This is a genomic window from Ideonella azotifigens (genome assembly GCF_021043325.1).
Classification (GTDB): Bacteria; Pseudomonadota; Gammaproteobacteria; order Burkholderiales; family Burkholderiaceae_C; genus Ideonella; species Ideonella azotifigens.
The window spans coordinates 151,187-173,656 of sequence record NZ_JAJNKD010000008.1 but is presented as its reverse complement, the minus strand read 5'-3'; the positions used below and the strand labels follow the sequence as shown (position 1 = coordinate 173,656).

Here is a 22,470-nt window from a genome sequence, read left to right as displayed (position 1 = left end):
GGGCTGACGTGTCCTTCGACGAATGAGTGGAGACACATGAGCGCGGTTTCGGGCCAAGCGTGATTTCGTCCCGGCCAAGAGGGACCGTGTTCAGACACAGCGCCGCCTACCCTGCCATTTGCCGGCAACGGCCCGAACGCTCCGTTCGACGGCAGCCTGCAGCGACTGAACGGGTGAAGCTGTGTTGGTGAGGCCTTGGCCGGCACCTCGCCGGCCGGTGGTCTGACAGACAGGCAGCTGGGCGCTGGAAAAAATTCGCCAGCACTTCCAGGCAGGCCAGATGAAGCTCGTACAGCGTCTTTTCAGCATTGTTCATGGCCTGATGGCCGCACTCTTCGCTTTTGCCGCGCTCATGCTGATGGTCATAGCCGCCCGCATGGGCTGGCAGGCCTTCATGGGCGGACTCGATGGCACTGCCGCGCAGGCCATCATCGAGGCCGTCGGCCTGCTGGCCGCGGCGGTGGTGGCGCTGCAGATCGCCGAGACCATTGCCGAGGAAGAGGTGATCCGCGACGCGGACATCAGCGCACCGACGCGCGTGCGGCGTTATCTTTCGCGTTTCTTCGTGGTGGTCGTGGTCGCGCTGGGCATCGAAGGCCTGGTGGCGAGTTTCAAAGCCATCCATGAAGACCTGGCGCTGCTGCCGCACGCGGCGGCGCTCATCGTCTCGGTTGGCGTCTTGCTGGCCGCCTGGGGCGTGTTCATCCGCTTCAACCGGTCGGCCGAAGAGCTGGAACCGGAGGCGATGGCCGCTGCCAAGGAAGAAGACCACAAGGTCGAGTAGCGCGCCGCTCAGGCTGCTTGTGCCGCAGCCTCGTACAGGCCGATGTAGCGCTGCAGGCCCAGTTGCCGCACCAGTGCGTCGAACGGGGCAGTCGGCAGGCCAGGATACGGTTGCCAGTCGGAACCGGGCCGGATCGGCGAGCCCAGGTCCATGCCGCCGTGGCCGGCCTCGCCCCTGGCATAGAACTGGTGGGCGCGCAGCAGGTCGTCGTGCGGGGTCAAACCCAGGCCCTGACAGGCGCTGCGCAGCGTCGGCAAGGTCTGGTTGACAAGGTCTTCGTAGTGCAGCAGCGGCCGGCCGCTGGCCTTCAGCTGCTGGGCGCGCATGGCATAGAACAGCAGGAACTGCTCAAGTGGGTCGCTCATCGCGGCGAGCTGGCGCGAGAGCACCGGGTCCATCGCGTCGCACCAGGCGAGCAGCCGCGGCAGGCGCAATGTGCGCCAGTTGCGCAGGTGCTGCTGGTCGTTCGCATGCTTGCCGGCGTCGTAGGTCCACAGGGACACGAACATCGCGTACGGGTTGCGCACCAGGCTCACGCCGCGCCAGGCATGGCGTGGATGGAAGACGCCTTGCTTGAGCAGCAGGTGGGTGGCGCTGGCTTTCAGCGCCGGGCCGAGAAGGCGCTCGACCTCCACGCGCGGCATGCGGTTGGCCGGCCAGATGCGCAGCAGCTTGAACAGCGCGGTTTCGGCCGCGGTGTTGCCCACGCGCAGGTCGTGCACCACCTGCACTTGCGGGTGGACCGAGAAGGTGCGCAGGAACAGGGTTTCGCCGGACCGGGCCATCGAGCCCAGTTGCACCACGCGCAGGTCGTTGGCTGGCATGCGGGTTCGCCTCGGCTCAGCGGCGGGTGCCGGCCAGCGTGTGCATGAGGGGGTGCAGGGCTGGCGAGAAGTGGGTCTGGGCGCCGAGGCTGGCGTTCACGCTGGCGGCAAAGGCCGGGCCGGGCATCGGCTGGACGGCGGCCGGGGCCGGATCGGCCATGGCCGGTGCGGGCAGTGCCGGCACGGCCATCGGCGCGTCGGTCAGCCACTGGGCCATTCGGGTACCCCATTGGTGGCGGGCCAGCAGTTCGCTGTTCGGCCGGGCGGGTGGCGGCAGGCTGTCCAGCCAGCCGGCGGCGGCCACGCTTTCTGCGATGGCCGGGCGGTTGGCGTCGTAGCAGAGCACCTGTTCGGCCGGCAGCGCGGCTTCGGCCAGTGCGCTGTTGTCGTTGGTGATGATGCGGCAGCCCATCGCGGTGGTGGTGTAGACCCGGTCGTGCAGGCCGTGCTGCCAGTTCGGGTCGAAGTTCACCAGGCCGAGGTAGTGAGGCACCAGCTTGGCAATGTCACCATGGCGGATCTGGCCCACGTGGCGGAAGCCCGGCACCTCGCCCAGCAGCTGGTCCCAGCCGCTGCCGAAGAAGTCCACCTGCAGGCCGGTCATGCTGCGCACTGCGGCCAGGCGGCGCTCGCGCTTGAACCAGGAGTCCACCGCAATCGTCGCGGCCAGCTGCTCGTTGCCTGTCATCACCTCGGCCGGCGTCCAGCCCAGGCTGGCGGCCAGCGTGCGTGCGGGCATCGGGTGCGCGTCGGGCGCGTTCAGTGCTTCGGCGGCTTGCTGCAGGCGGCGGCTGTCCACCCGGCGGCCGAGCAGTCGCTGCAGCAAGGCTGGCAGGGTTTCGCCGGCCGGTGCGTTGCCGAGCTCGCCGCCAATCGTGCCGACCACGCAGAAGCGGCCTTGCGGCTCGGCCGGCGTGGCTTCTGCAGTGCCGGGCAGGGCCAGCTGCGGGAAGGCGGCAAACGGCAGGTAGCGCCAGGCCACCGGCAGCGTGCCGCCCAGCCAGTCGCGGTAGCCGGCTTCGGGCGAGATCAGCGAGAGGCGGGGCTGGCTGGCGGCGTCGGCCAGGAATTCCTTCATCACCGGCACGCGGGCCAGGTCGTAGAGCAGCGCGTCCAGCAGGTAGACCGAGACGGGCGAGCGGCCGAAGTGTTCCCACAGCGGGCGGCCGTCGATCTCTGTGGCCAGCGGCATCGGGCCCAGCGACAGCACACCCAGCATCTGCTGCGGCGGCACGGCGGCCAGCGCCTGCGCGTCGCCCGGCAGCGTGAAGACACGTGCGTTCAGGCCCTGGCAGACCAGTCCGGCCGCCATGCGCTCGGCCACACTGGTCACGGCATTGTTCGGGTGTTCGAAGGCCAGCACGGCCATCACTTCTGCATGGGGCTGCATCACAGCACCTCCTCGGTCGGAATCGGGTGGGCGGCAGCTTCGGTGAACACCCAGCTGTCATCGGCAATGCCGCCGAAATCGGCCTGCATCGCGCGGGCCACGGTGCGCTCGCGCGGCGTGGTGGCGATCTTGCGCAGCGTCATCTTCATGAACGCCGCCTGTTCCTTGTTGCAAGGCTTGGTCTGCATGTCCAGCCACTGCGACTGGGCGACCTCGAAGCGGTGCTCGAACCAGCCCAGGTACCAGAACCAGTCGGTGTAGTAGAGCCAGGAGTTCTCGTTCAATGCGCGCAGGTGCGTGGGGTCCTGCCAGGCCGTGAGCGCCTTTTCGTAAGGCACCTCGATCTGGAATTCGCCGCCTTCCTTGAGCAGCGTCAGCGCGTTGCCCATCAGCATCGGCAGGTCGGGCACATGCTCCAGCACGTTGTTGGCGTAGAGCAGGTCCAGGCTGTCGGGGGCCAGCAGGATCTCGGCGCCGCGCTCGCCTTGCAGCGTCAGCGGGAAGCTTTGCGCCTGGCCCAGGTCCAGCACCAGGTCGGGCTGGGCGCGGGCCAGGATGTCGATGTTCAGCCAGCCGGGCTTGTAGTCCTTGCCGGAACCCAGGTTCACACGCGTGGGCTTCCATGGTTCGGCCGCGCGGGTCTTGCCCCAGGCCTGGAAGAAGCCGGCGGCAAAGGCCAGCAGGTCGGCATAGGCGTCGATGGTGTCGTGGCGTGCGAAGGCGGCCAGCCTGGCTTCTGCCTGCGCGAAGAAGACGGGCCTGGCGAACTGGTGCTGGAAGAAGTTTTCGAGTTCGCCCTCACGCAGCCAGAAGACCGACTCGTCGAAGGCGGCACTCGGCCGGGTCTGCGGGCCGCGTTCGGAGATGACGGGCGTGCCCAGCGACATCGCATGGAAGGCACGCGCCTGCTCGAAGCGGCTGCTTTCGTAGAAATGGCAGTTCAGCACCGCCTTGGCCTGGCGCACGAAATGGTCGCGCTCGGGGCCGTACAGCGGGTGGTCGAAGTTGGCGACGTTCCAGCCGCAGGCTTCCACCCGCTGGATGAAGGCCTGGCGGCGCGGGTTCATGCTGCCGAAGAACAGCAGGTCGATGGGGCGCTCTTGCAGCGGCAGTGCGGTGCCGTCGGCCAGGTAGGGCGCGTGGCCGAAGGGCACGATGGGCACGTCCTGCGGCTCGCTGCAGTAGCTGGCGACGTTGGCGGCGTCGTAGTCCACCACCGCGGCGCCGCGCAAGAGATTCAGGTAATCGTTGCTGACGCGTGCGCCACCGTCACCCAGCTGTTCCAGGTTGACGAACACGCAGGCGTGGCGGCGCTGCCAGTCGGCGGGAAAGCCCAGGTGGGCGCCGAAGACCAGGTTCACCGCGTCCTCGCGCAACCGGTTCTTGGCAATCGTCACCTCCGCGCCCATGCGCGTGAACTGGTGGCGGAAATAGCGCGCCTGGTCCAGGAAGCCCAGCGAATGGACATAGCCGGCCGGCTGGATGATGGCCAGGTGTACGGGGGGCAGTTGCATACGCAGGGTTCCTCGGCCGCCGGCGGCAACTGCCAGCGCTGAGGCGATGGTGCCTGCGCTCGCCGTGAACTAAAGCGCGATGAGACGGGCCAAGCGGCGCCTTATCGTCTTCAGGCTGCGGCGAGTGCCGTGGGCGGCAAGCCTGCCTGCTGGCGGTCGAACATGCGCTGCAGCAGGGCTTCGTAGTCGCGGGCGTAGCGGTCGGTGTCGAACAGCGGCAGGGCCAGGCGATGTTCGTCCAGCTGGGCTTTCAGGCCTTGCAGCACCTGCGGCTCGTTGGCCAGCGCGGCGGCCAGGCCCACGTAGTCGGCCTCGCTGGCGCAGGCCAGGTCGGGCAGGCCGCAGGCGTGCACCAGGCTGGCGGCCACGCGCGAGGCGTAGGTCGGGCCCGGCACCGTCAGCACCGGCACGCCGGCCCACAAGGCCTCGCTGGCGGTGGTGTGGGCGTTGCAGGGCCAGGTGTCGAGGAACAGGTCGGCCTGGCGCAGGCGGGCAATGTGTTCGCCCAGATGCAGCTTGGGCGCCCAGAAAATGCGGCTGGCCGGCACGCCGCGGGCTTCCAGCTCGCGCTGCAGGTTGGCCTGGCCGTGCGGGTTCCAGGCCAGCATCCACAGCACCGCCCGGGGGGCCTGCGCGAGGATCGCGGCCCACAGGTCCAGCATGTGCGGCGACATTTTGTAGACCTGGTTGAAGCAGCACAGCACGACCGCGTCTTCCGGCAGGCCCAGGCTGGCGCGGCTGGGGGCTGGCGGCAGCGGGCGCTGGCGGTCGTTGGGCTGGTAGCTGTTGGGCAACTGGGCGATGTGTTCGCTGTAGTTCGCGGCGTGCGAGAGCGGCGTCACCACCGGGTCGCCAATCATGTAGTCGATGTAGTCGGCCCCCGTCGTGGCCGGATAGCCGAGGTAAGCCACCTGCACCGGCGCCGGCCGCTGGGCCAGCAGCTCGAAGCGGCTGCCGCGGGTGTGGCCCTTGAGGTCGACGGCAATGTCGATCGCGTCGTCGCGCATGCGCTGCGCGATGGCCGTGTGGGTCAGGTGCGTCACGTCCACGAAATGCTCGCAGGCCGCGCGCACCCGGCGCATCACGGCGCTGCCGTCGTTGATGCTGTGCGAGTAGAGCGTGACTTCGAAGCGGCTGCTGTCGCGCCGCTCCAGCAGCTCGGCCATCAGCACCGAGGTGGCATGCTGGTGGAAGTCGGAAGACAGGTAGCCGACGCGGATGCGGCCCGGGCGGCGCGGGCCCACCGGCGCCGGCAGTGGCTTGAGCTCGCGCGCCAGGCCCTTGGCGCGGATCTCGCCAATGCGGCGCTGCTGGGCAGGCGTGGCGTCCACCGCCAGCAGTGCAAACGGCGAGAGCAGCTGGCCGGTCTTGGCGTCGGCCTGGTCAATCGCCTGCAGCAGCTCGGCGGTGTCCTGGTCGACCAGGCGCCAGTCGCAGGTCTGCCGGCCTTCGTGCACCAGCAGTGACAGGGCGAGCGCGCGGGTGCTGTCGCTGTCCAGCGAGACGGCGGTGCGGAAGCATTCGGTGGCCTCGCGTGTCAGGCCCAGGTCCTTGAAGCACAGGCCCAGGCGGTAGTGGGTCAGCGCATCGTCGATCTTCAGCGCCAGGGCCTGGAAGAACGCGCTGACGGCGTCCTGCAGCCGCTGGCTCTGGAACAGCGCATTGCCCTGGGCCTGGTGCCACTCGAAGTCGCGCGCGGCCTGGGGCGGATAGGCATCGAACACCTGCGCGGCTTCGGCAAAGCGGTGCTGGCGCACCAGGCACTCGGCGAGCAGGCGGCAGGCCAGCGGGTCCTCGGGCATCAGCGCCTGCGCCTGGCGGCTGGCGTCGATGGCGGCGTCCAGCGCGCCGCCGGCCAGTTGCGCGCGGGCCAGGTTCAGCCACATCAGCCGGTCAGAGGGCGCAAGACGCGCGCCCTGGCCGAACTCGGCGATGGCGCGGTCCCAGGCGCGGTTTTTCAAGGCTTGCAGCCCCGCTTGCCAATGGCGTTCGAGGGCATTGGGGACGGCGGTGGCATGGCGGCTCATCCTTGCCACTGTGGCAGCGCTGGCGCGGCGGCAGGCGCGGATAAGCAGGCCCGCAGCCGGCCAGTTCCCTGCTATTCGACCCGCAGCCGGTCCAGCGCCGGGTCGGACGGCGGGTAGCGCAGCTTGAGCCGCTGCAGCTGGTCCTTCAGCACGGTGGCAATCATCAGGTTGCGGTGGGTCTTGGAGTCTGCCGGCACGATGGTCCATGGCGCCCAGGCGGTCGCGGTGGCGGCGATGGCCCGCTGGTAGGCCTGCTGGTAGGCGTCCCACTGCTTGCGCACGGTGAGGTCGCCGGACTGGAATTTCCAGCGCTTGGTCGGGTCGTCCAGCCGGTCCTGCAGGCGCTGGCGCTGCTCCTTGTTGGAGATGTGCAGCATGAACTTGACGATGACCGTGCCGGTTTCGCTCAGCAGGCGCTCGAAGTCGTTGATCTGGGCGTAGCGCTGCGAGGTCTGCCTGGGGCTCAGCTGGCCATTGACGACCGGCACCAGCACGTCTTCATAGTGGCTGCGGTTGAAGACGGCGATCTCGCCGGCAGCGGGCAACTGCTGGTGGATGCGCCAGAGGAAGTCATGCGCGCGCTCCGGTTCGGTCGGCGCCTTCCAGCCCACGGTGCGCACGCCCAGCGGGCTCATGCGGCCGAACACGCCGCGCAGCGTGCCGTCCTTGCCGCTGGTGTCCAGGCCTTGCAGCACGACCAGCAGCTTGAAGCGGCGGTCGGCGAAGAAGAGGTTCTGCAGCGTGTCGAGCTCCAGCGCCAGCGCGTCGACCGCGGCCTTGTCATCGGCCTTGTCGCCGCCGGAGAAGGGCTTGGCGGCGGTGTCGATGGCCGCAAGCTTGAATTCGCGGTTGGGCTTGGCGAACTGGTGGTTGGCCAGCAGCTGTTTCAGGGGGGGTTGGCGGGCAGGCATGCCGCCATGATGACAGGCGGAAGCTGGTCGACCCCGGCTTCAGCCTGCGTCAGCCAGGGCGCGGCAGGAGGCGGCTTCGGCCGGGCGGTCCATCAAGTCGTACAGCAGTGCCAGGTTGTTGGCCGCCAGCACGCTGCCGCGGCCGGCCACCGCGCCTTCCAGCTCCGGCCGCTCGCCCAGGTGCAGGCAGCGCTGCCAGGCCTGTTCGATGATCGGCAGCAGGTGTTCGGCGCGGTGGGGTTCGTCGGCGGCCCAGTCCAGCAGCAGGTCGCCCAAGGCAAAGAAGAAGTCGGGTGATTCGGCCCAGGCCACCAGCGCTTCCTCGGCCCATTGCAAGGCCTGGGCGTGGCGGCCACAGCGCTTCCAGGCGTGCAGGCGGCGGATCACCAGGTCGTGCAGCCAGGCCGGACGGCCGCGGCCGGCGCTGAGGGTCAGTGCCTCGGCGCGGTCGAAGGCGGCCACGGCGTCTGCGTAACGCTCGTACACGTCGTGGTCCTTGCCCAGCTGGTACCAGAGGTAGGCATCGGCTGGCTGTTCGCGCAAATCTGCCAGCAGCAGCCTGGCATTGCGGCCGGCCTTGGCGGCCAGTGCGGCCGGCGCGTAGCCGCTGTGGCCCACGGCCACCGGCAGGCGCTGCACATCCAGTTGGTGCTGCGGCTGTTCATGGATCCGGCCGGCGTAGCGCACATGGCCTGGCAGCACGCGGCTGAGCCAACTGGGCGCGGTGCTGGCCTGCGGGCCTTCGCCCTGGCGACTGTCCACCCGCACGGCGCCAACAAAAGTGGGTGCAAACTCACTCAGAGAAGCAAGCGCAGGGCCGCCCTCGGCAATCCATTCGTCGGCGTCCAGCACCAGGTGCCAGTCCGCACCGGCGAGGGCGAGCGCGGCATTGCGCGCCGCAGCAAAGTCATGGGTCCACTGGAAATGGGCCACGCGCGCGCCTGCGGCGCGTGCGAGGGCCACGGTGTTGTCGGTGGAGCCGGTGTCCAGCACCAGCGCTTCGTCCACCCAGGGCAGGGCACTGGCCAGCGCCCTGCCGAGCTGCTGCGACTCGTTGCGCACGATCATCACCAGCGCCACCCGGAAGCGCTGGGTGCCGGGCGGTGGGTCTTGCGGGCGGGGAGGCGGGGGCTTGGCCGTCATTTTGGAAACTTTAGGACTGCAGGGTGTCTTCAATCGGTCGATAAGCAGGGTGGGCGGTGGCCATTTGGTCGGCAAGACGACCGGCTGCCACCCAGGCCGCAAAGCGCGTCCGGTTGATCGAAGGAAAAGCGGGAAAAAAAACCCTCAAGTCCGGCGATCAAGGTTCCGAAATCCAGGGTACGGCCCCAACAAACTGAAGCGGGGGCGCAACCCCAGGGCCATTCCGGTCCTTGTTATCAAGCCCCGTGCAGGAGTTATCCCAATGTCTTCCACCATCAACACCAACGTTGCTTCGCTGAACGCACAGCGCAACCTGTCGGCCTCGCAATCGTCGTTGTCCACTTCGATGCAACGCCTGTCTTCCGGCTTGCGCATCAATTCAGCCAAGGACGACGCTGCCGGCCTGTCGATCGCCGAACGCATGAATGCGCAGGTCAGGGGCATGAACGTGGCCATCCGCAATGCCAACGACGGCATCTCGATGGCGCAGACCGCTGAAGGCGCGCTGGCCAAGGTGGGCGACTCGCTGCAGCGCATGCGTGAACTGGCGGTCCAGGCCCGCAACTCGACCAACACCAGCTCCGACAAGGACTCGCTGAACAAGGAGTTTGGCCAGCTGCAGAGCGAAATCAACCGAGTGATGGGCGGCACCAGCTTCAACGGCAAGCACATGCTGGGCGCCGATGCGACCGCCATGACCTTCCAGATCGGTGCCAACACCACCAACGACGACGTGATCAATGTCAGCACCACCAACATGGTGACTAACAGCGACATGCAGGCGGTGACCGGCTCCTCGGCGAGCATCGACGCCTCGGCCACCTCGGGCGCCATCGCCTCGGTGATCGACGACATCGACACCGCCCTGGACACGGTCAACAACCAGCGCGCGACCTTCGGTGCGACGCAAAGCCGCTTCGACGCCGTGATCTCCCAGCTGCAGCAGGGCGTAGAGGCGCAGAGCGCCGCCCGCGGCCGCATCATGGACGCCGACTTCGCGACCGAAACCGCCAACATGAGCCGCGCCCAGATCCTGCAGCAGGCAGGCACTGCGATGGTCGCCCAGGCGAACCAGCTGCCCCAGCAAGTGCTGTCGCTGCTTCGATGACGCCAAGGCGGCCCAGCAAGGGTCGCAGGTTGAACCGGTTCTGTCCGAACCGGCCTGAACCCACTGAATCCCCGAACCGGCGTTGCCAGGACGCTGCTTCGGGGTGCAGGCGCAGATAGTCCTAAAGGTTCCAAAAGTCGCATCCGATATCCCACTCACAGGACGCAAACAACGGTGTCCTGTAGGTCCGGTGAGATGGCCAAGGGTCAGGCAAATGAGTAGTTGCCCGACCGGAGGAGCACCCGGCGCTTAGGCGAAAGACGAACCGCCGGTGCTTTAACCGGAAGACTTTTGGAACCCATTCTGGAGTAACTATCATGGCTCAAACCATCAATACCAACGTTGCCTCGCTGAACGCTCAACGCAACCTGGCTTCTTCGCAATCGTCGCTGTCCACCTCGATGCAGCGCCTGTCTTCGGGCATGCGCATCAACTCGGCCAAGGACGACGCCGCTGGCCTGTCGATCGCCGAACGGATGAATTCGCAGGTTCGCGGCATGAACGTCGCGATCCGCAATGCCAACGACGGCATTTCGCTGGCGCAGACCGCTGAAGGTGCACTGGCCAAGGTGGGCGACTCGCTGCAACGCATGCGTGAACTGGCAGTGCAGGCACGCAACGCCACCAACACCAGCTCCGACAAGGATTCGCTGAACAAGGAATTCGGCCAGCTGCAGGAAGAAATCACCCGTGTGATGGGGGGTACCTCCTTCAACGGCAAGCACATGCTGGGCGCCGATGCGACCGCCATGACCTTCCAGATCGGCGCGAACACCAGCGCGGACGACACCATCACCGTGAACACCACCAACATGGTGACGAACACGGACATGATCGCTGTCACCGGCTCGTCGGCTGCCATCGATGCAAGCGCCACCTCGGGTGCCCTGGCGACGGTGATCGACAACATCGACACCGCCATCAACACGGTGAACGACCAGCGCGCCACCTTCGGTGCCACGCAAAGCCGCTTCGACGCGGTGATCGCCAACCTGCAGCAAGGCGTGGAATCGCAAAGCGCAGCCCGCGGCCGCATCATGGACGCTGACTTCGCGACGGAAACCGCGAACATGAGCCGCGCCCAGATCCTGCAGCAGGCCGGCACCGCGATGGTCGCCCAGGCCAACCAGCTGCCGCAGCAGGTCCTGCGTCTGCTGCAGTAAACAAAGGGCTGAGGAAGCCGGCGACACGGGGGCGACCCCGGCCTCGCTGGCCTCCTTCTGAACGTTGGCCCCCCATCCGCACCCGGCTTTTGGCCGGGTTCGGCGTCCCGGCGAAAGCCAGGATGGAAGAAGACCCGATTCGGCTTGCATTTCGCGGCTTTGCAGATCGGGCACTGCTTTGAGAATCACACCTAACGCATCGCCCTTGCTCGGGCGGCGTGGTCCGGAAGCACTGACGAGTCCGGTGCCGTGTCAATCCGACGCGGCGCTTTTCGACGGTGATCGAGTGCCGGGCTGTAGGGCCCGCGGCGGTTTCAAACCCGCAGCGGTTCATGCAAGCCGGCACGTTCGCCGGGTGTGGTTGATTCTTGAGGAGTGCTCACATGCCGCAGACCATTAACACGAACATCGCTTCGCTCAACGCGCAGCGAAACCTGAACATGTCGCAGTCGTCGTTGCAGACGTCGATGCAGCGACTGTCGTCCGGCATGCGTGTCAATTCCGCCAAGGATGACGCTGCAGGCCTGGCGATTGCAGAACGCATGAATTCGCAGGTGCGCGGCATGAACGTTGCGATCCGCAACGCGAATGACGGCATCTCGCTCTCGCAGACCGCGGAAGGCGCTTTGTCCAAGGTGGGCGACGCGTTGCAGCGCATGCGGGAACTGGCTGTCCAGGCACGAAACTCGACGAACTCGAGTTCCGACAAGGACTCGCTGAACAAGGAATTCACCCAGCTGCAGTCGGAAATCAACCGAGTGCTGGGTGGCACGACCTTCAACGGCAAGCACATCCTGGGCGCCGATGCGACGACGCTGACCTTCCAGATCGGCGCCAACACGACGACCGACGACGTGATCGACGTGGCGACGACCAACATGGCGACGTCCAGCGACATCACCACGGTCACCTCGACCAGCGCGGTGATCGATGCTGCGGCGACCTCGGGCGCGATTGCCGATGTGATCAACAACATCGACGCGGCCATCGACACCGTCAACAACACCCGTGCGACCTTCGGTGCGACCCAGAGCCGCTTCGACGCGATCATCTCCAACCTGCAGCAATCGGTCGAGAACCAGGCCGCCGCGCGCAGCCGGATCATGGACGCCGACTACGCGCAGGAAACCGCCAACATGAGCCGCGCGCAGATCCTGCAGCAGGCCGGCACGGCGATGGTGGCCCAGGCCAACCAGCTGCCGCAGTCGGTGCTGAAGCTGCTGGGCTGATCTCCGGCCGGGGGCCGCGCAAACGCGGCGCGACGCCGGCTTTCTTTCCGGTGCGCAGCCCCTCAAGTTCGTGGTGCTCGCGCCGACATTGTTGTCACAGAACCGGTGATTCCTCGCCGGACAGAAGGACGGGCCGACCATGACCAGCAGCACTCTTTCCTCGATGGGCGTTGGCTCCGGGCTGGACGTCACTTCCATCATCAAGTCGCTGATGGCGGTCGAGCACAGGCCGGTTGACCTGCTGGCCACCGAGCAGACGACGCTCAGCACCACGCTGTCCTCAATGGGCAAGATGCAGAGCTATGCCTCGACCATGGGCGACAAGGCCCAGGCGCTGGCCGACCTCAGCCTGTGGTCGAAGAAGAGTTTCACTTCCAGCGACAGCACGGCCGTTGCCGGCTCGGCCGAAGATGGCACAGCCGCTGGCAGCTATTCCGTCTCCGTGCAGGCCCTGGCCTCGTCCCAGACGCTCACCTCGGGCGCGTTTTCGTCTTCCAGCGCAACGCTGAGCGAAGGCACGTTGACGATCGAACTGGGCACCTGGGGCAGCGGCAGTCCTGCGAGTGGCTTCACTGCCAAGGATGGCAGCAGCGCGCTGAACATCACCATCGGCCCGGACGACACCAGCCTGACGTCCGTTCGGGACAAGATCAACGCGGCGGGTGCCGGCGTCACGGCCAGCATCGTCACTGACGCCAACGGCTCGCGCCTGTCGCTGCGCTCCACCGCCACCGGCGCCGAGAACGGCTTCCGCATCACGGCGAGCGAAACCAGTGACGATGGCGATGCCGGCACCGGTCTGTCGGCACTGGCTTATGACGCCACCGCGTCCAGCAACACGATGACACGTAACCTGGCGGCCGGCAATGCCAAAGCCACGGTCAACGGCATCCAGGTCGAGTCCAGCACCAACACCTTCAGCACCGTGGCCGAAGGCGTGACCTTCACCGTGGGCAAAGTGACTGGTGACGCGACCACCGAGATCACCATCACCGACAACACCGACGCGGTGACCACCGGCATCAAGGATTTCGTCAAGGCCTTCAATGACTTGGCCAGCTACATCAAGGACCAGACCAAGTACGACGAAACGGCCAAGAAGGGCGCGCCGCTGCAGGGTGACCGCACCGCCATCGGCTTCCAGTGGCAGATGCGCGGCATCATCAACGACGGCACCAAGGCCTCGTCTTCGCTGTCGCACCTGTCCGACATCGGCATCTCCATGGCCGCGGACGGCACCCTGAAGCTGGACAGCGCCAAGCTTGAAACTGCGATGAAGAATCCGGCCGAGGTGCGCAAGGCGCTGGCCACCGACGGCGCCGATGCCGAGAGCTCCGGCTTCATGGATCGCTTCCGCGACCTTGCCGACGCCGCCACCGCTTCGGACGGCAGCCTGCAGACCCGGCAGGATGCGCTGAACGCCGCGATCAAACGCAACCAGTCGCAGCAGGACTCGATGGAGGCCCGTTTGGTCGGCGTCCAGGCCCGCTACGAGGCCCAGTACCAGGCGCTGGACACGCAGATGGCGTCGCTCAACGCCTTGTCGTCCTATGTCACCCAGCAGATGGCGGCCTTGTCGTCGTCGTCCTGAGCGCCGGAAAGATAGGTACTTTCCCTAGGTTCATGTCATCGAAGGCGCCTGCGGGCGCCTTTTTTCATGGGCTTTCCAGGGCCGTTCCACAGAGGGAAAAGCCCCTGGATCTGTCTTGAAACTGTCCGGAAACCCGGGGTGATACGGGAGATCGGTCCGCCTCAAGTGCCCGCACGGGGCACCGATAAACAACACAAGCGGAACAACAAACGGACTTCACAAAATGTTCACCCCCAGCTTCTCCTACGCGCTCGGCCAAGCCGGTGCCATGGCCCACGCCTACCGCCGCGTGAGTGTCGAGACCAGCATCGTCGATGCTTCGCCGCACAAACTGGTGGAGATGTTGTTCGACGGCTTCATGGAATCCGTCAGCCAGGCCCGCGGCTACATGCGCTCTGGCGAGATCGAGTCCAAGGGCAAGGCCATCAGCCGTGCCGCCCGCATCGTCGAAGAAGGGCTGAAGGCCGGCCTGAACCTGAAGGATGGCGGCCGCCTGGCGCTGGACCTGCAGTCGCTCTACGCCTACCTGACCATGCGCCTGACGCTGGCCAACATCCGCAACGACGAAAAGATCCTCGATGAGTGCGCCTCGCTCGTCGATCCCCTGCGCCAAGCCTGGAAGGCCATTGGCCCTCAGGTCCACCAAGGCCTGAACTGAGCCGTGCGTTTTGACACGCCGAGACCCGACACGACATGCCGGAACACTGAAATGAGCACCAACTTGCTGAACTTTTACGAGGCGATCGAACGCGCCAGCGCCGACATGGTCGAAGCCGCCCGCGTTGGCAACTGGGATGAAGTCGTCAAGCTCGAAGGCGCTTGCGCCGTCCTGATTGCCCAGTTGAAGAACGCTGCCCACTCCGAATCGCTGCAGGCCGAGGAAAGCAAGGTCAAGTCGCGCATCATGCAGCGCATCTTGCTGAACGATGCCGAGATCCGCCATCTGGCCGAGCCCTGGCTGGACGACCTCGACCAGATGATGACCGGCCGCAGCAAGACGCTGCACTGAGCGGCTGTCCGCAGCCCCACGCGCTCATCGCCTCCGGACTGGATTCACCGATGTTTTCCGACACCCGCCCGGCCCCGATCAACCCGCATGCGGGTTCATCGATGCAGGAGTTCCGCATTGACGAGCCGCACGAGATCCGCGCACTGCTCAAGGCGCTGATGGACCGCAGCGTGGTGATCAACCTCAGCGGGTCCGACGGCACGGCCTACCAGACCACGCTGTGGAGCATCGACGCGACACAGGGCAAGCTGGCCTTCAGCGTGGACCTGATGTCGCCCGCCGCGCAGCGCCTGGTCGAGGCCGAAGAGGCCTCGGCCGTCGGCTATCTGGACCAGATCAAGCTGCAGTTCGACGTGACCGACCGGTTGCTGGTGCATGGCAAGAACGCCTGCGTGCTGCAGACCAGCATGCCGCGCGAACTCTTCCGCTTCCAGCGCCGCTCAGCCTACCGCGTGCGCACGCTGGAACGCACCTCGCCGACGGCGAGCTTTCGCCACCCGCAGATCCCCGACATGCGGCTCGAGCTGCGTGTGCTGGACGTCAGTGCTGGCGGTTGCGCGCTGTTCCTGCCGGAAAACGTGCCCCCGGTCGAGCCTGGCGTGGTCATCCACGGCACCCGGCTCTCGCTGGACGGCGACACCGAATTCCAGACCAGCCTGATGGTCCACCACGTCACCTCCATCCAGCCGCAAGCCAAGGGCGTGCGCCTGGGCTGCGAACTGACCCGCCTGGACGCCAACGCGACCCGCGCGCTTCAGCGGTATATCGACAACACCCAGAAGCGCCGACGCATGCTGTCGCTGGACTGAGGCCCTTCGGCCCGGCCTCAGCACCAGTCGCGCAGCGACGCCACCACGCGCCCGAGCACCGTCACGGCGGGCGTGGCCTCCAGGTCCAGGTCGAAGGCGGGATACGCCGGGTTGGCGCTGCTCACCCGGATCAAGCCGTCCGGCAGCCGCTGGCACAACCTCACCAGCGTTTCCGGGCCTTGCAGCAGCGCGTACATGAAGCCGCTGCGCGGCACGGTGTCCTTCAGATGGATCACCACCAGGTCGCCGCTTCGCAGGGCCGGCTCCATGGCATTGCCATCCACCGTGACCACGCAAAGGGCCTCCGGCTTCAGCTCCCGTGCCGCCAGCCAGTCCTCTGGCAGCCGCAGCGCATGGCCTGGCCCGTAGCGGGCCGTCGGCTCGTTCACGCCATCCACCCTGTGCCAGCCGATGGCCGGGGCTTGGTCCGCGCGCTGCATCGGCGATTCACCCGTCAACAGCCAGACGGGATTGATGCCATACGCCGCGTGCAGCCCGGCCAGGAACTCGGCGCTGGGCAGGCGCCTGCCTGAGAGATATGCCCGCACCGTGCTGAACGGAACACCGGCCCGGCTGGCGAACCGCGCCTGATCCACGCCCGCCTCGGCCATCGCCGAGCGCAGCCGCGCCGTGACCGCAGCGACGTCAAGTGCCGGCGCCTGACGGGAAGACGCGGCATCCGCGCTGGGCACGAAAGACTTGGAAGGCATGAGGGGTGGCGGAATTGATAGCGATTCGCTACGAATTCTCCCCCAGTTCACCCCTGTGCCCGGGTGAGCTTCGCCGTGACGAACCTGTGCCCTTGCGCTTTTCATCCCCATGCCAGAGGACAGGATGCTCTTGTGGATGTCCTTTATGGAGCTTTATCATTGATCCAAAACGAGCATCAAACTCAGGGGAATTGATCAATGAGGTCTCGAAAAGAGCAATGTCCTCCGCTTCTGACGCCGGAAGAGGTCAAGACCCGGTTGAAGCAGGAGGGCATGACACTCAAGCAGTGGGCAGAACTCAACGACTTTCGCTATCAGGCCGTGAGCCAGGTGCTCCGTGGCGTGAACCGTGCCACTTTCGGAGATGGCCATCGCATTGCCAAGGCGCTGGGGCTCAAATGACCGCGGCGCCCACCCCCTGGACCGCCGGCGACATGCGGCCCCGCCGGCTGTACCTGTCCATCTGCCATGCCTATGAGCGCCTGGGCCCTCATGCCCGCAGCGCGCTGCGCCAGGCTGTGGGCCCGGAAAGCTCGCTGCCGAATGTGATGGCGGCCGCCCAGCTCATCGTGGGCACCACCGATGCCGATGACCTCGCGCTGGTCGTGGCGCGACTCATCAGCATGAGCAACGAAAACGCCGCCAGCGTGGGTCTGCATTGGCCACAGCCGTCCGGCGATCCGGGAGACCCGTGATGAGAACTGCTGCCTGTATCCGTCAAATGCCTCACCAGATACCCCGTTTTGGGGATGGGCGACCACCCCTTCCTCACCTAATCTCCAACGCGCAAAAAACACGGAGGGTGGAATGTCCAGAACGATCAAATGCCTGATGGCATTGGCAGGCGCATTGCTGCTGCATGGGGTGCATGCGGACGAGTATGACGAAGCTTATAAGCGGGTAGGTGCACTCAAAACGATCACGGCTTACGGTCCCGATCTATTCGGTGACAAAGTCAATCTGTACGACGGTTCTCTTGAATTTATCCAGCAGGACGTTTCTCTGCCAGGAAATAATGGTTTGGAAGTGGCGGTGGGTCGACGGCGCGGCACGGGGACCCCTATCAACGTGTCGACATCTCAGCCTTCGGGGATGACTGGGTCCTTCGGAGACTGGGAGCTGGAGATCCCGCATTTGCACGGAAGATTCTCTTTCGGAGTTCGTAACAAGGGTTGGTCTCCGGATGATGGCGGCAGCTACAAGCGATGCACCAGGTTTGGCATCCCGATCGGCGCCGTCAGTTCCGACGGAACACTCTATACCGATTCGCGTGGTTTTTGGCATGGCTCATTTCTGTATATCCCGGGCAAGGGTGACCAAGAAATGGTTATCAGGTCCTCCGTCAATACGGCCGCGCCTGGCGGCAGTGCGACAAATTATCCCATCGTCACGCACGACGGCTATCAAGTCAGATGCGGCATTGATTTGGTCAATGGATCCGGTGAGGGATTTTTGGTTCTTTCACCTCAAGGGGTGACGTATCGTTTTGATCGGATCATGTCTTGGTATGCACCGGCATACCCGGTCAGTGGCACTGCACTGGCAAATCGGAGAAAGGCAGACCGGTTGAAGGCGGGTATCGCACCGTCAGGGGATGCCGGGGCGATTGGCGTTAGCACAGCGGAGTACTGGATCGTACCGAGTAGCGTAACCGACCGTTTTGGCAATACCGTCACCTACAACTGGGATGCGACGCAGCCGAAGAAGCTGAATTCGATTGTTGCAAGTGATGGGCGAAGAATAGATTTCGCTTACGATGCCATACCAAATATCACACAAATATCTGTTGGCTCCCAGATTTGGAAATATGGATATACCAATGGCTATCTAAGTTCCGTCACGTTGCCAGACAATTCTGCTTGGGGTTTTTCGATTTCGCCTGCTCAAGCAACTGCCTCATTTGTGGGGGGTGGCAATTGCAATGTCGAGGGCGATCTGTATGGTGCGAATCAAACAGTGACATTCGCACATCCCTCGGGAGCCATGGGGACGTTTCAGTTGGCACCTGTGAAGCATGGCCGTGCGCTTGTATCGAGCAATTGCGCATCAGCTGCAGGCAACCCTGCTTTAAGCTACCCGCTGTATCCCCGTTACTACCCGGTGATGTCGCTCATGTCCAAGAGCATCACCGGGCCGGGCTTGGGTAATTTGAGCTGGAACTATGGCTATCCAACGGCCGTCGGCTCGTGGAGCAGCTGCACTTCGGGTTGCGGGGGGACCAAGACTGTCGCTGTCACTGACAGCGAAGGCAAGGTCGTCAAGCACACCTTTGGCACCGTCTGGGGCGCCAACGACGGCCAGTTGCTGACCGTCGCGGAAGGCACGGCGACCACGGTCTTGAAGACCACCAACTACAGCTATGGCGCGTGGTCCGACGGCGGCGGCCAGCCCTTCCCGCAGCAGATCGGCTACAGCGACGCCGAAGGCGACCACTTCCGGGTGGAGCAACTCACGCCGCAACGCAGCAAGATCATCAGTCAGCAAGGTTCGACATTCCAGTGGTATGCCAATGCCTACGATAAATTTGCTCGCCCTATTGATGTGACCAGGTCGAGCAGCCTAGGCTATTCAAAGGAAGAGTCCCTTACCTACAAAGACCTTTTCTCCTATCCGGACAATTCTCCTTTGTGGGTCATCGGGTTGCCCCAGAGTTCGACGATTGTTCAACCTACCCCCGCGACGCAGCTCTATTGGAACTCCTATGACACGCTCGGTCGCCTGACCACCGACTACAGATTCGGTTTCTGGCAGCACATTCGCACCTACAACACTGACGGCACGTTGGCCACGGTAACGGACGGGGCACAGGCCGCGCACGTCATTGGACTGAGCAACTGGAAACGCGGCGTGCCGCAAACCATCAGTTACCCCACCGGCCACAGCAAGAGCGCCGTCGTCAACGACTACGGCCGCATCACATCGCTGACAGACGAGGCGGGCGCCACCACCGGCTATGACTACGACGCACTGGGCCGGCTCAAGACCATCACCTATCCCGCTGAAACCGGATTCACCTACAACGCCACCAACGTCACCTTCGCGCCCATCACCGGCAGCGCGCCCTACGGTCTGGCCGCAGGAACCTGGAAACAGACGCTGACCACCGGCAATCTGCTCGAAGAAAACTACTTCGACGCCCTGTGGCGCCCGGTGATCTCCCACCGCAAGGACACCGGCAGCGGCAAGGAACGCTTCGTCGTCAAGTCCTATGACGTGGACGGCCACACGCTGTTCGAGTCCTACCCGCTGGACAGCCTGAGCAGCTACAGCGGCGAGTTCGCCGGCACCAACACCTTGCGCGACGCGCTGAGCCGGCCGTACCAGATCCAGCAGTCGAGCGAGCTGGGCACGCTGCCCCTGACCACGTACATCGACTACCTCAGCGGCCTGCAGACCAAGACCACCAACCCGCGCGGCAAGGCCACCACCGTCTCGTACCAGGCGTTTGACGAGCCGGGCGACGGCGCGCCGGTGAAGATCGCAGCACCGATCGCCACCACCGCCATCGACCGCAACGTCTTTGGCGAAACCAAGGCCATCACGCGCTCGGGTGCCCTCAACGGCGCCACCGTCTCGGCCACGCGCAGCTACGTCTACGACGGCTACCACCGCCTGTGCAAGCGCATCGACCCGGAAAGCGGCGCCACCGTGATGGGCTACGACGCTGCGGGCAACATCGCCTGGCAGGCCGAAGGACTGGCGCTGCCGGACACGGCGGCCTGCAACCAGGGCTCCGTCGGCGCAACGGCCAAGGCCAACTTCGGCTACGACGCCCGCAACCGCCTGCTCACCACGTCCTACGGCGACGGCACGACCCTGGGCACCACCCGCACGCTGACCGGCGACGGCTTGCCCGCCACCGTGGCCAAGGGCAACACCAGCTGGACCTACACCTACAACAACCGCCGCCTGCTCACCGACGAAGTGCTCGCCTTCACCGGTGGCAGCAGCTACGCCATCAAGCACGAGTACAACGCCAACGGCGATGAAAGTTACTTGACCTATCCGGACAGTGCCCGCCCTGCCCAGAGCCCCACCGCCTTCGGCGAACAAGGCAGCGCCGGCACCCATGCCACAGCTGTCACCCGAAAAGCCAATGGCGCGCTGACTGGCTACACATTCGGCAATGGCATCGTGCGCCAGATTTCGTTGAACGACCGCTTCCTGCCCAGCAGCATCACCGACACCAACCCCGGCGCGGGCACGGTCTACCAGGTCGGCCTCACCTACGATGCCAATGCCAACGTCGCCACGCTGAACGACTACCTGGCCACGACCGACACCACCGCCGGCTCGCACAACCGCACGATGGGGTATGACGACCTGGACCGCCTGAAGACCGCCAGTTCACCCAACGAATGGGGAGACGCCGTCTATTGGTATGACCCGCTGGACAACCTGCGCACCCGAACCCGCACCGGGCAGGAAGTCTGGACCGGCTACGGCAGCGACAACCGCATCAACGGCTTCACCGTCAACGGCGTGGGCCACACCCTCACACAGGACGCCAGGGGCAACATCACCCAGCGCGGCAACCTGGTGATGAACTGGGACGCCGAGAACCGCCTCACCTCCGTCACCGGCCCCACCAGCCAGAGCTACGAATACGACGGCAACGGCCGCCGGGCGCTGGTGCACAACGCAGACGGCAGCAGCCTGGTGCAGGTCTACAGCAGCAAGGGCCTGCTGCTGTTCGGCCAGAAGCTCAACGCCAGCGGCGCCGTCACCCAGAACACCAAGACCTTCTTCCTCGACGGCAAACCCATCGTCGAGATCAACGGCAGCACGGCCAGCTACCTGCACACCGACGCGCTGGGCAGCCCCGTGCTGCGCACCGACAGCAGCCGCGCCGGCACCGCAGACACCGCCTACGACCCCTGGGGCGACACCTGGACCGGCAACGAACCCAGCACCTTCGGCTACACCGGCCACGTCAACGACACGGCCACCGGGCTGGTGCAGATGCAGCAGCGGTATTACGATCCGTTGCTGGGGAGGTTTTTGACGGCGGATCCGGAGCCGGTCAATACCAAGGATGGTTCGAACTTCAATCGGTATTGGTATGCGAATAATAATCCGTATCGCTTCACGGATCCGGATGGGCGACTCAGTTGTGCCGACATGGGAGGGAATTGCCAAAGCTTTGGCAGCTTGCCCTCAAGGCAGACCACGCTCGTCACAGCAGGCGCAGTATTGGGTGGCACCGTGGGAGCGGTCGGTGCGACCGCTTGCACTACCCTCACTGGAGGTATTTGCGGGTTGGGTGCACCGACCATTGTGGTGGCCAGCATCACGGGCGGTGCCCTTGTGGGAGGGCTCATCAACAATGCCGCGTCCTGGCTTGAAGATGTGCTTCTCAACGAGGGGACAAACAGCGAAAATAAGCCGAAGAATACGGTAAGTCCCGGTACCTCGAATCCGATGGAAGGCGAGCCTGGTTCTACGAGCACCAGCAACAACAGCAAGGGCAACAAAAATCAAGTCCGAACCTATGGTACGGACGGCTGGCCGGAGAAGGACGTTGACTACGACCATAGTCATGGAAAGGGAAGGAATAACGTGGGAAGTCCGCACGCTCATGATTGGGGAAGGCCTGCAGGTGGTGGCCGCCCAACTCAGGCTGATCGTGGGCCTGCGCGACCACTCCTGCCCGGTGAAGGAAGTTGAGATGAACCCGCTTGTATTTGAAGAAACAGGCTCGCTGGGGGACCCGGCGCTGCACGATGCGTGCATCTATCGGATCGACTTCGGGGACAAGCAAGTAACTTTTTTTTGCCGTGCCCCAGACGGGCAGAGCACTCGACTAGAGCTTCGCGGAGTGGAGCACATGCTTTCGAACGGGCTTGCCGAGCAAAACGTCCTGCTAGACGTCTGCGTAGAGGATGATTCAGATGTCTGTGTTCAAGTCCTCAGTCGCGTTCTCCCGGGCGCAGGGGTATCCCAGCAGGCATACCGCGATCTAGTACTGCAACGGCTTCAACAGAAGCAATTGATGCTTCTTCGATTCTCTCCCTCGTACGGGGGCGAAATACTGGTGCTCTGCAAAGAGGCGCTGTACGAGAGTGAGTCATGACCAATCCACCGAACTTAAGCCATGTCATCCCTTGTAAGCAAAACGGGGATGAGGCTTGACACGATCAGTTGGGCGGGGAGTGGATCGGCCGGTGATGAACTGCTGGGTGTTGGCGGCCAAGGCAGCCAGGATCTCTTTGATGAGGCCCAGCACATCGCCCACCAGCAGCAACACCGCGGGCAACG

Annotated in this window: 20 protein-coding genes; 12 read left to right on the top strand and 8 right to left on the bottom strand. The window is 65.0% G+C overall.

Features of this window, described 5'->3' with window-relative positions:
- The first annotated feature begins 280 nt into the window (after window positions 1-280).
- The gene (locus LRH25_RS18100) at window positions 281-784 is read left to right on the top strand and encodes a hypothetical protein (RefSeq protein WP_141287252.1); all 504 of its coding nucleotides are present in this window, start codon (window positions 281-283) and stop codon (window positions 782-784) included.
- An 8-nt stretch (window positions 785-792) separates the two neighbouring features.
- Here the strand turns inward: LRH25_RS18100 and LRH25_RS18095 are convergent, their stop codons facing one another.
- The 6 genes from LRH25_RS18095 to LRH25_RS18070 form a co-directional block, all read right to left on the bottom strand.
- Window positions 793-1,608 (bottom strand): hypothetical protein, encoded by an 816-nt coding sequence (locus LRH25_RS18095; protein ID WP_141287251.1) that lies wholly within the window; start codon window positions 1,606-1,608, stop codon window positions 793-795.
- A 16-nt stretch (window positions 1,609-1,624) separates the two neighbouring features.
- Entirely contained in the window at window positions 1,625-2,998 is a 1,374-nt protein-coding gene (locus LRH25_RS18090; protein ID WP_231011869.1) for a glycosyltransferase family protein, read from the bottom strand.
- Window positions 2,998-4,512 (bottom strand): methyltransferase domain-containing protein, encoded by a 1,515-nt coding sequence (locus LRH25_RS18085; protein WP_141291210.1) that lies wholly within the window; start codon window positions 4,510-4,512, stop codon window positions 2,998-3,000. The genes LRH25_RS18090 and LRH25_RS18085 overlap by 1 nt, the downstream gene beginning before the upstream one ends.
- Before the next feature lie 110 nt (window positions 4,513-4,622).
- Complete coding sequence (locus LRH25_RS18080) at window positions 4,623-6,539, bottom strand: O-linked N-acetylglucosamine transferase, SPINDLY family protein (RefSeq protein WP_231011868.1); 1,917 nt, start codon at window positions 6,537-6,539, stop codon at window positions 4,623-4,625.
- Window positions 6,540-6,610: 71 nt separating this feature from the next.
- The gene (locus tag LRH25_RS18075) at window positions 6,611-7,450 is read right to left on the bottom strand and encodes a PPK2 family polyphosphate kinase (RefSeq protein ID WP_141285047.1); all 840 of its coding nucleotides are present in this window, start codon (window positions 7,448-7,450) and stop codon (window positions 6,611-6,613) included.
- Window positions 7,451-7,489: 39 nt separating this feature from the next.
- The gene (locus tag LRH25_RS18070; RefSeq protein WP_141285049.1) at window positions 7,490-8,593 is read right to left on the bottom strand and encodes a glycosyltransferase; all 1,104 of its coding nucleotides are present in this window, start codon (window positions 8,591-8,593) and stop codon (window positions 7,490-7,492) included.
- Between the two features lie 262 nt (window positions 8,594-8,855).
- Here LRH25_RS18070 and LRH25_RS18065 point away from each other — a divergent pair, with 262 nt between their 5' ends.
- The 7 genes from LRH25_RS18065 to LRH25_RS18035 all read left to right on the top strand — a co-directional run bounded on the left by LRH25_RS18065 (window position 8,856) and on the right by LRH25_RS18035 (window position 15,502).
- Window positions 8,856-9,701, top strand: a complete 846-nt coding sequence (locus LRH25_RS18065) for a flagellin domain-containing protein (protein ID WP_141285051.1) — start codon at window positions 8,856-8,858, stop codon at window positions 9,699-9,701.
- A gap of 317 nt (window positions 9,702-10,018) precedes the next feature.
- Entirely contained in the window at window positions 10,019-10,864 is an 846-nt protein-coding gene (locus LRH25_RS18060; protein WP_141285053.1) for a flagellin domain-containing protein, read from the top strand.
- Between the two features lie 383 nt (window positions 10,865-11,247).
- Window positions 11,248-12,093, top strand: a complete 846-nt coding sequence (locus LRH25_RS18055) for a flagellin domain-containing protein (RefSeq protein ID WP_141285055.1) — start codon at window positions 11,248-11,250, stop codon at window positions 12,091-12,093.
- Window positions 12,094-12,232: 139 nt separating this feature from the next.
- Entirely contained in the window at window positions 12,233-13,684 is a 1,452-nt protein-coding gene (gene fliD, locus LRH25_RS18050) for a flagellar filament capping protein FliD (RefSeq protein ID WP_141285057.1), read from the top strand.
- Between the two features lie 223 nt (window positions 13,685-13,907).
- Window positions 13,908-14,342, top strand: a complete 435-nt coding sequence (gene fliS / locus LRH25_RS18045; RefSeq protein ID WP_141285059.1) for a flagellar export chaperone FliS — start codon at window positions 13,908-13,910, stop codon at window positions 14,340-14,342.
- Window positions 14,343-14,393: 51 nt separating this feature from the next.
- Window positions 14,394-14,693 (top strand): flagellar protein FliT, encoded by a 300-nt coding sequence (locus LRH25_RS18040; protein WP_141285061.1) that lies wholly within the window; start codon window positions 14,394-14,396, stop codon window positions 14,691-14,693.
- 50 nt (window positions 14,694-14,743) lie between these two features.
- Window positions 14,744-15,502, top strand: a complete 759-nt coding sequence (locus tag LRH25_RS18035) for a flagellar brake protein (RefSeq protein ID WP_141285063.1) — start codon at window positions 14,744-14,746, stop codon at window positions 15,500-15,502.
- A gap of 17 nt (window positions 15,503-15,519) precedes the next feature.
- Here LRH25_RS18035 and LRH25_RS18030 read toward each other — a convergent pair whose 3' ends face one another.
- The gene (locus tag LRH25_RS18030) at window positions 15,520-16,212 is read right to left on the bottom strand and encodes an XRE family transcriptional regulator (RefSeq protein ID WP_170200725.1); all 693 of its coding nucleotides are present in this window, start codon (window positions 16,210-16,212) and stop codon (window positions 15,520-15,522) included.
- A gap of 273 nt (window positions 16,213-16,485) precedes the next feature.
- On the opposite strand from LRH25_RS18030, the gene LRH25_RS18025 reads away from it, so the two are divergent.
- The 4 genes from LRH25_RS18025 to LRH25_RS18010 all read left to right on the top strand — a co-directional run bounded on the left by LRH25_RS18025 (window position 16,486) and on the right by LRH25_RS18010 (window position 22,285).
- Window positions 16,486-16,614: a BcepMu_gp16 family phage-derived protein gene (locus LRH25_RS18025; protein WP_231011867.1), complete on the top strand. Its 129-nt coding sequence runs from the start codon at window positions 16,486-16,488 to the stop codon at window positions 16,612-16,614.
- Window positions 16,611-16,907: a hypothetical protein gene (locus LRH25_RS18020; RefSeq protein WP_141285067.1), complete on the top strand. Its 297-nt coding sequence runs from the start codon at window positions 16,611-16,613 to the stop codon at window positions 16,905-16,907. Before LRH25_RS18025 ends, LRH25_RS18020 begins: the two co-directional genes overlap by 4 nt.
- A 112-nt stretch (window positions 16,908-17,019) precedes the next feature.
- Window positions 17,020-21,879, top strand: coding sequence for an RHS repeat-associated core domain-containing protein (locus tag LRH25_RS18015; RefSeq protein ID WP_141285069.1), 4,860 nt, complete (start codon window positions 17,020-17,022; stop codon window positions 21,877-21,879).
- Between the two features lies 1 nt (window position 21,880).
- A complete protein-coding gene (locus LRH25_RS18010; RefSeq protein ID WP_141285071.1) occupies window positions 21,881-22,285 on the top strand; it encodes a hypothetical protein in 405 nt (134 codons plus the stop codon).
- Between the two features lie 24 nt (window positions 22,286-22,309).
- Here LRH25_RS18010 and LRH25_RS18005 read toward each other — a convergent pair whose 3' ends face one another.
- Entirely contained in the window at window positions 22,310-22,468 is a 159-nt protein-coding gene (locus LRH25_RS18005; RefSeq protein WP_170200726.1) for a hypothetical protein, read from the bottom strand.
- Between the last annotated feature and the right edge of the window lie 2 nt (window positions 22,469-22,470).

What these genes read in the sequence shown, in the direction of transcription:
- LRH25_RS18100 (WP_141287252.1), top strand. Translation starts at nt 281, where the DNA reads ATGAAGCTCGTACAGCGTCTTTTCAGCATTGTTCATGGCCTGATGGCC.
- LRH25_RS18095 (WP_141287251.1), bottom strand. Translation starts at nt 1,608, where the DNA reads ATGCCAGCCAACGACCTGCGCGTGGTGCAACTGGGCTCGATGGCCCGG.
- LRH25_RS18090 (WP_231011869.1), bottom strand. Translation starts at nt 2,998, where the DNA reads ATGCAGCCCCATGCAGAAGTGATGGCCGTGCTGGCCTTCGAACACCCG.
- LRH25_RS18085 (WP_141291210.1), bottom strand. Translation starts at nt 4,512, where the DNA reads ATGCAACTGCCCCCCGTACACCTGGCCATCATCCAGCCGGCCGGCTAT.
- LRH25_RS18080 (WP_231011868.1), bottom strand. Translation starts at nt 6,539, where the DNA reads ATGAGCCGCCATGCCACCGCCGTCCCCAATGCCCTCGAACGCCATTGG.
- LRH25_RS18075 (WP_141285047.1), bottom strand. Translation starts at nt 7,450, where the DNA reads ATGCCTGCCCGCCAACCCCCCCTGAAACAGCTGCTGGCCAACCACCAG.
- LRH25_RS18070 (WP_141285049.1), bottom strand. Translation starts at nt 8,593, where the DNA reads ATGACGGCCAAGCCCCCGCCTCCCCGCCCGCAAGACCCACCGCCCGGC.
- LRH25_RS18065 (WP_141285051.1), top strand. Translation starts at nt 8,856, where the DNA reads ATGTCTTCCACCATCAACACCAACGTTGCTTCGCTGAACGCACAGCGC.
- LRH25_RS18060 (WP_141285053.1), top strand. Translation starts at nt 10,019, where the DNA reads ATGGCTCAAACCATCAATACCAACGTTGCCTCGCTGAACGCTCAACGC.
- LRH25_RS18055 (WP_141285055.1), top strand. Translation starts at nt 11,248, where the DNA reads ATGCCGCAGACCATTAACACGAACATCGCTTCGCTCAACGCGCAGCGA.
- fliD (WP_141285057.1), top strand. Translation starts at nt 12,233, where the DNA reads ATGACCAGCAGCACTCTTTCCTCGATGGGCGTTGGCTCCGGGCTGGAC.
- fliS (WP_141285059.1), top strand. Translation starts at nt 13,908, where the DNA reads ATGTTCACCCCCAGCTTCTCCTACGCGCTCGGCCAAGCCGGTGCCATG.
- LRH25_RS18040 (WP_141285061.1), top strand. Translation starts at nt 14,394, where the DNA reads ATGAGCACCAACTTGCTGAACTTTTACGAGGCGATCGAACGCGCCAGC.
- LRH25_RS18035 (WP_141285063.1), top strand. Translation starts at nt 14,744, where the DNA reads ATGTTTTCCGACACCCGCCCGGCCCCGATCAACCCGCATGCGGGTTCA.
- LRH25_RS18030 (WP_170200725.1), bottom strand. Translation starts at nt 16,212, where the DNA reads ATGCCTTCCAAGTCTTTCGTGCCCAGCGCGGATGCCGCGTCTTCCCGT.
- LRH25_RS18025 (WP_231011867.1), top strand. Translation starts at nt 16,486, where the DNA reads ATGACACTCAAGCAGTGGGCAGAACTCAACGACTTTCGCTATCAGGCC.
- LRH25_RS18020 (WP_141285067.1), top strand. Translation starts at nt 16,611, where the DNA reads ATGACCGCGGCGCCCACCCCCTGGACCGCCGGCGACATGCGGCCCCGC.
- LRH25_RS18015 (WP_141285069.1), top strand. Translation starts at nt 17,020, where the DNA reads ATGTCCAGAACGATCAAATGCCTGATGGCATTGGCAGGCGCATTGCTG.
- LRH25_RS18010 (WP_141285071.1), top strand. Translation starts at nt 21,881, where the DNA reads ATGAACCCGCTTGTATTTGAAGAAACAGGCTCGCTGGGGGACCCGGCG.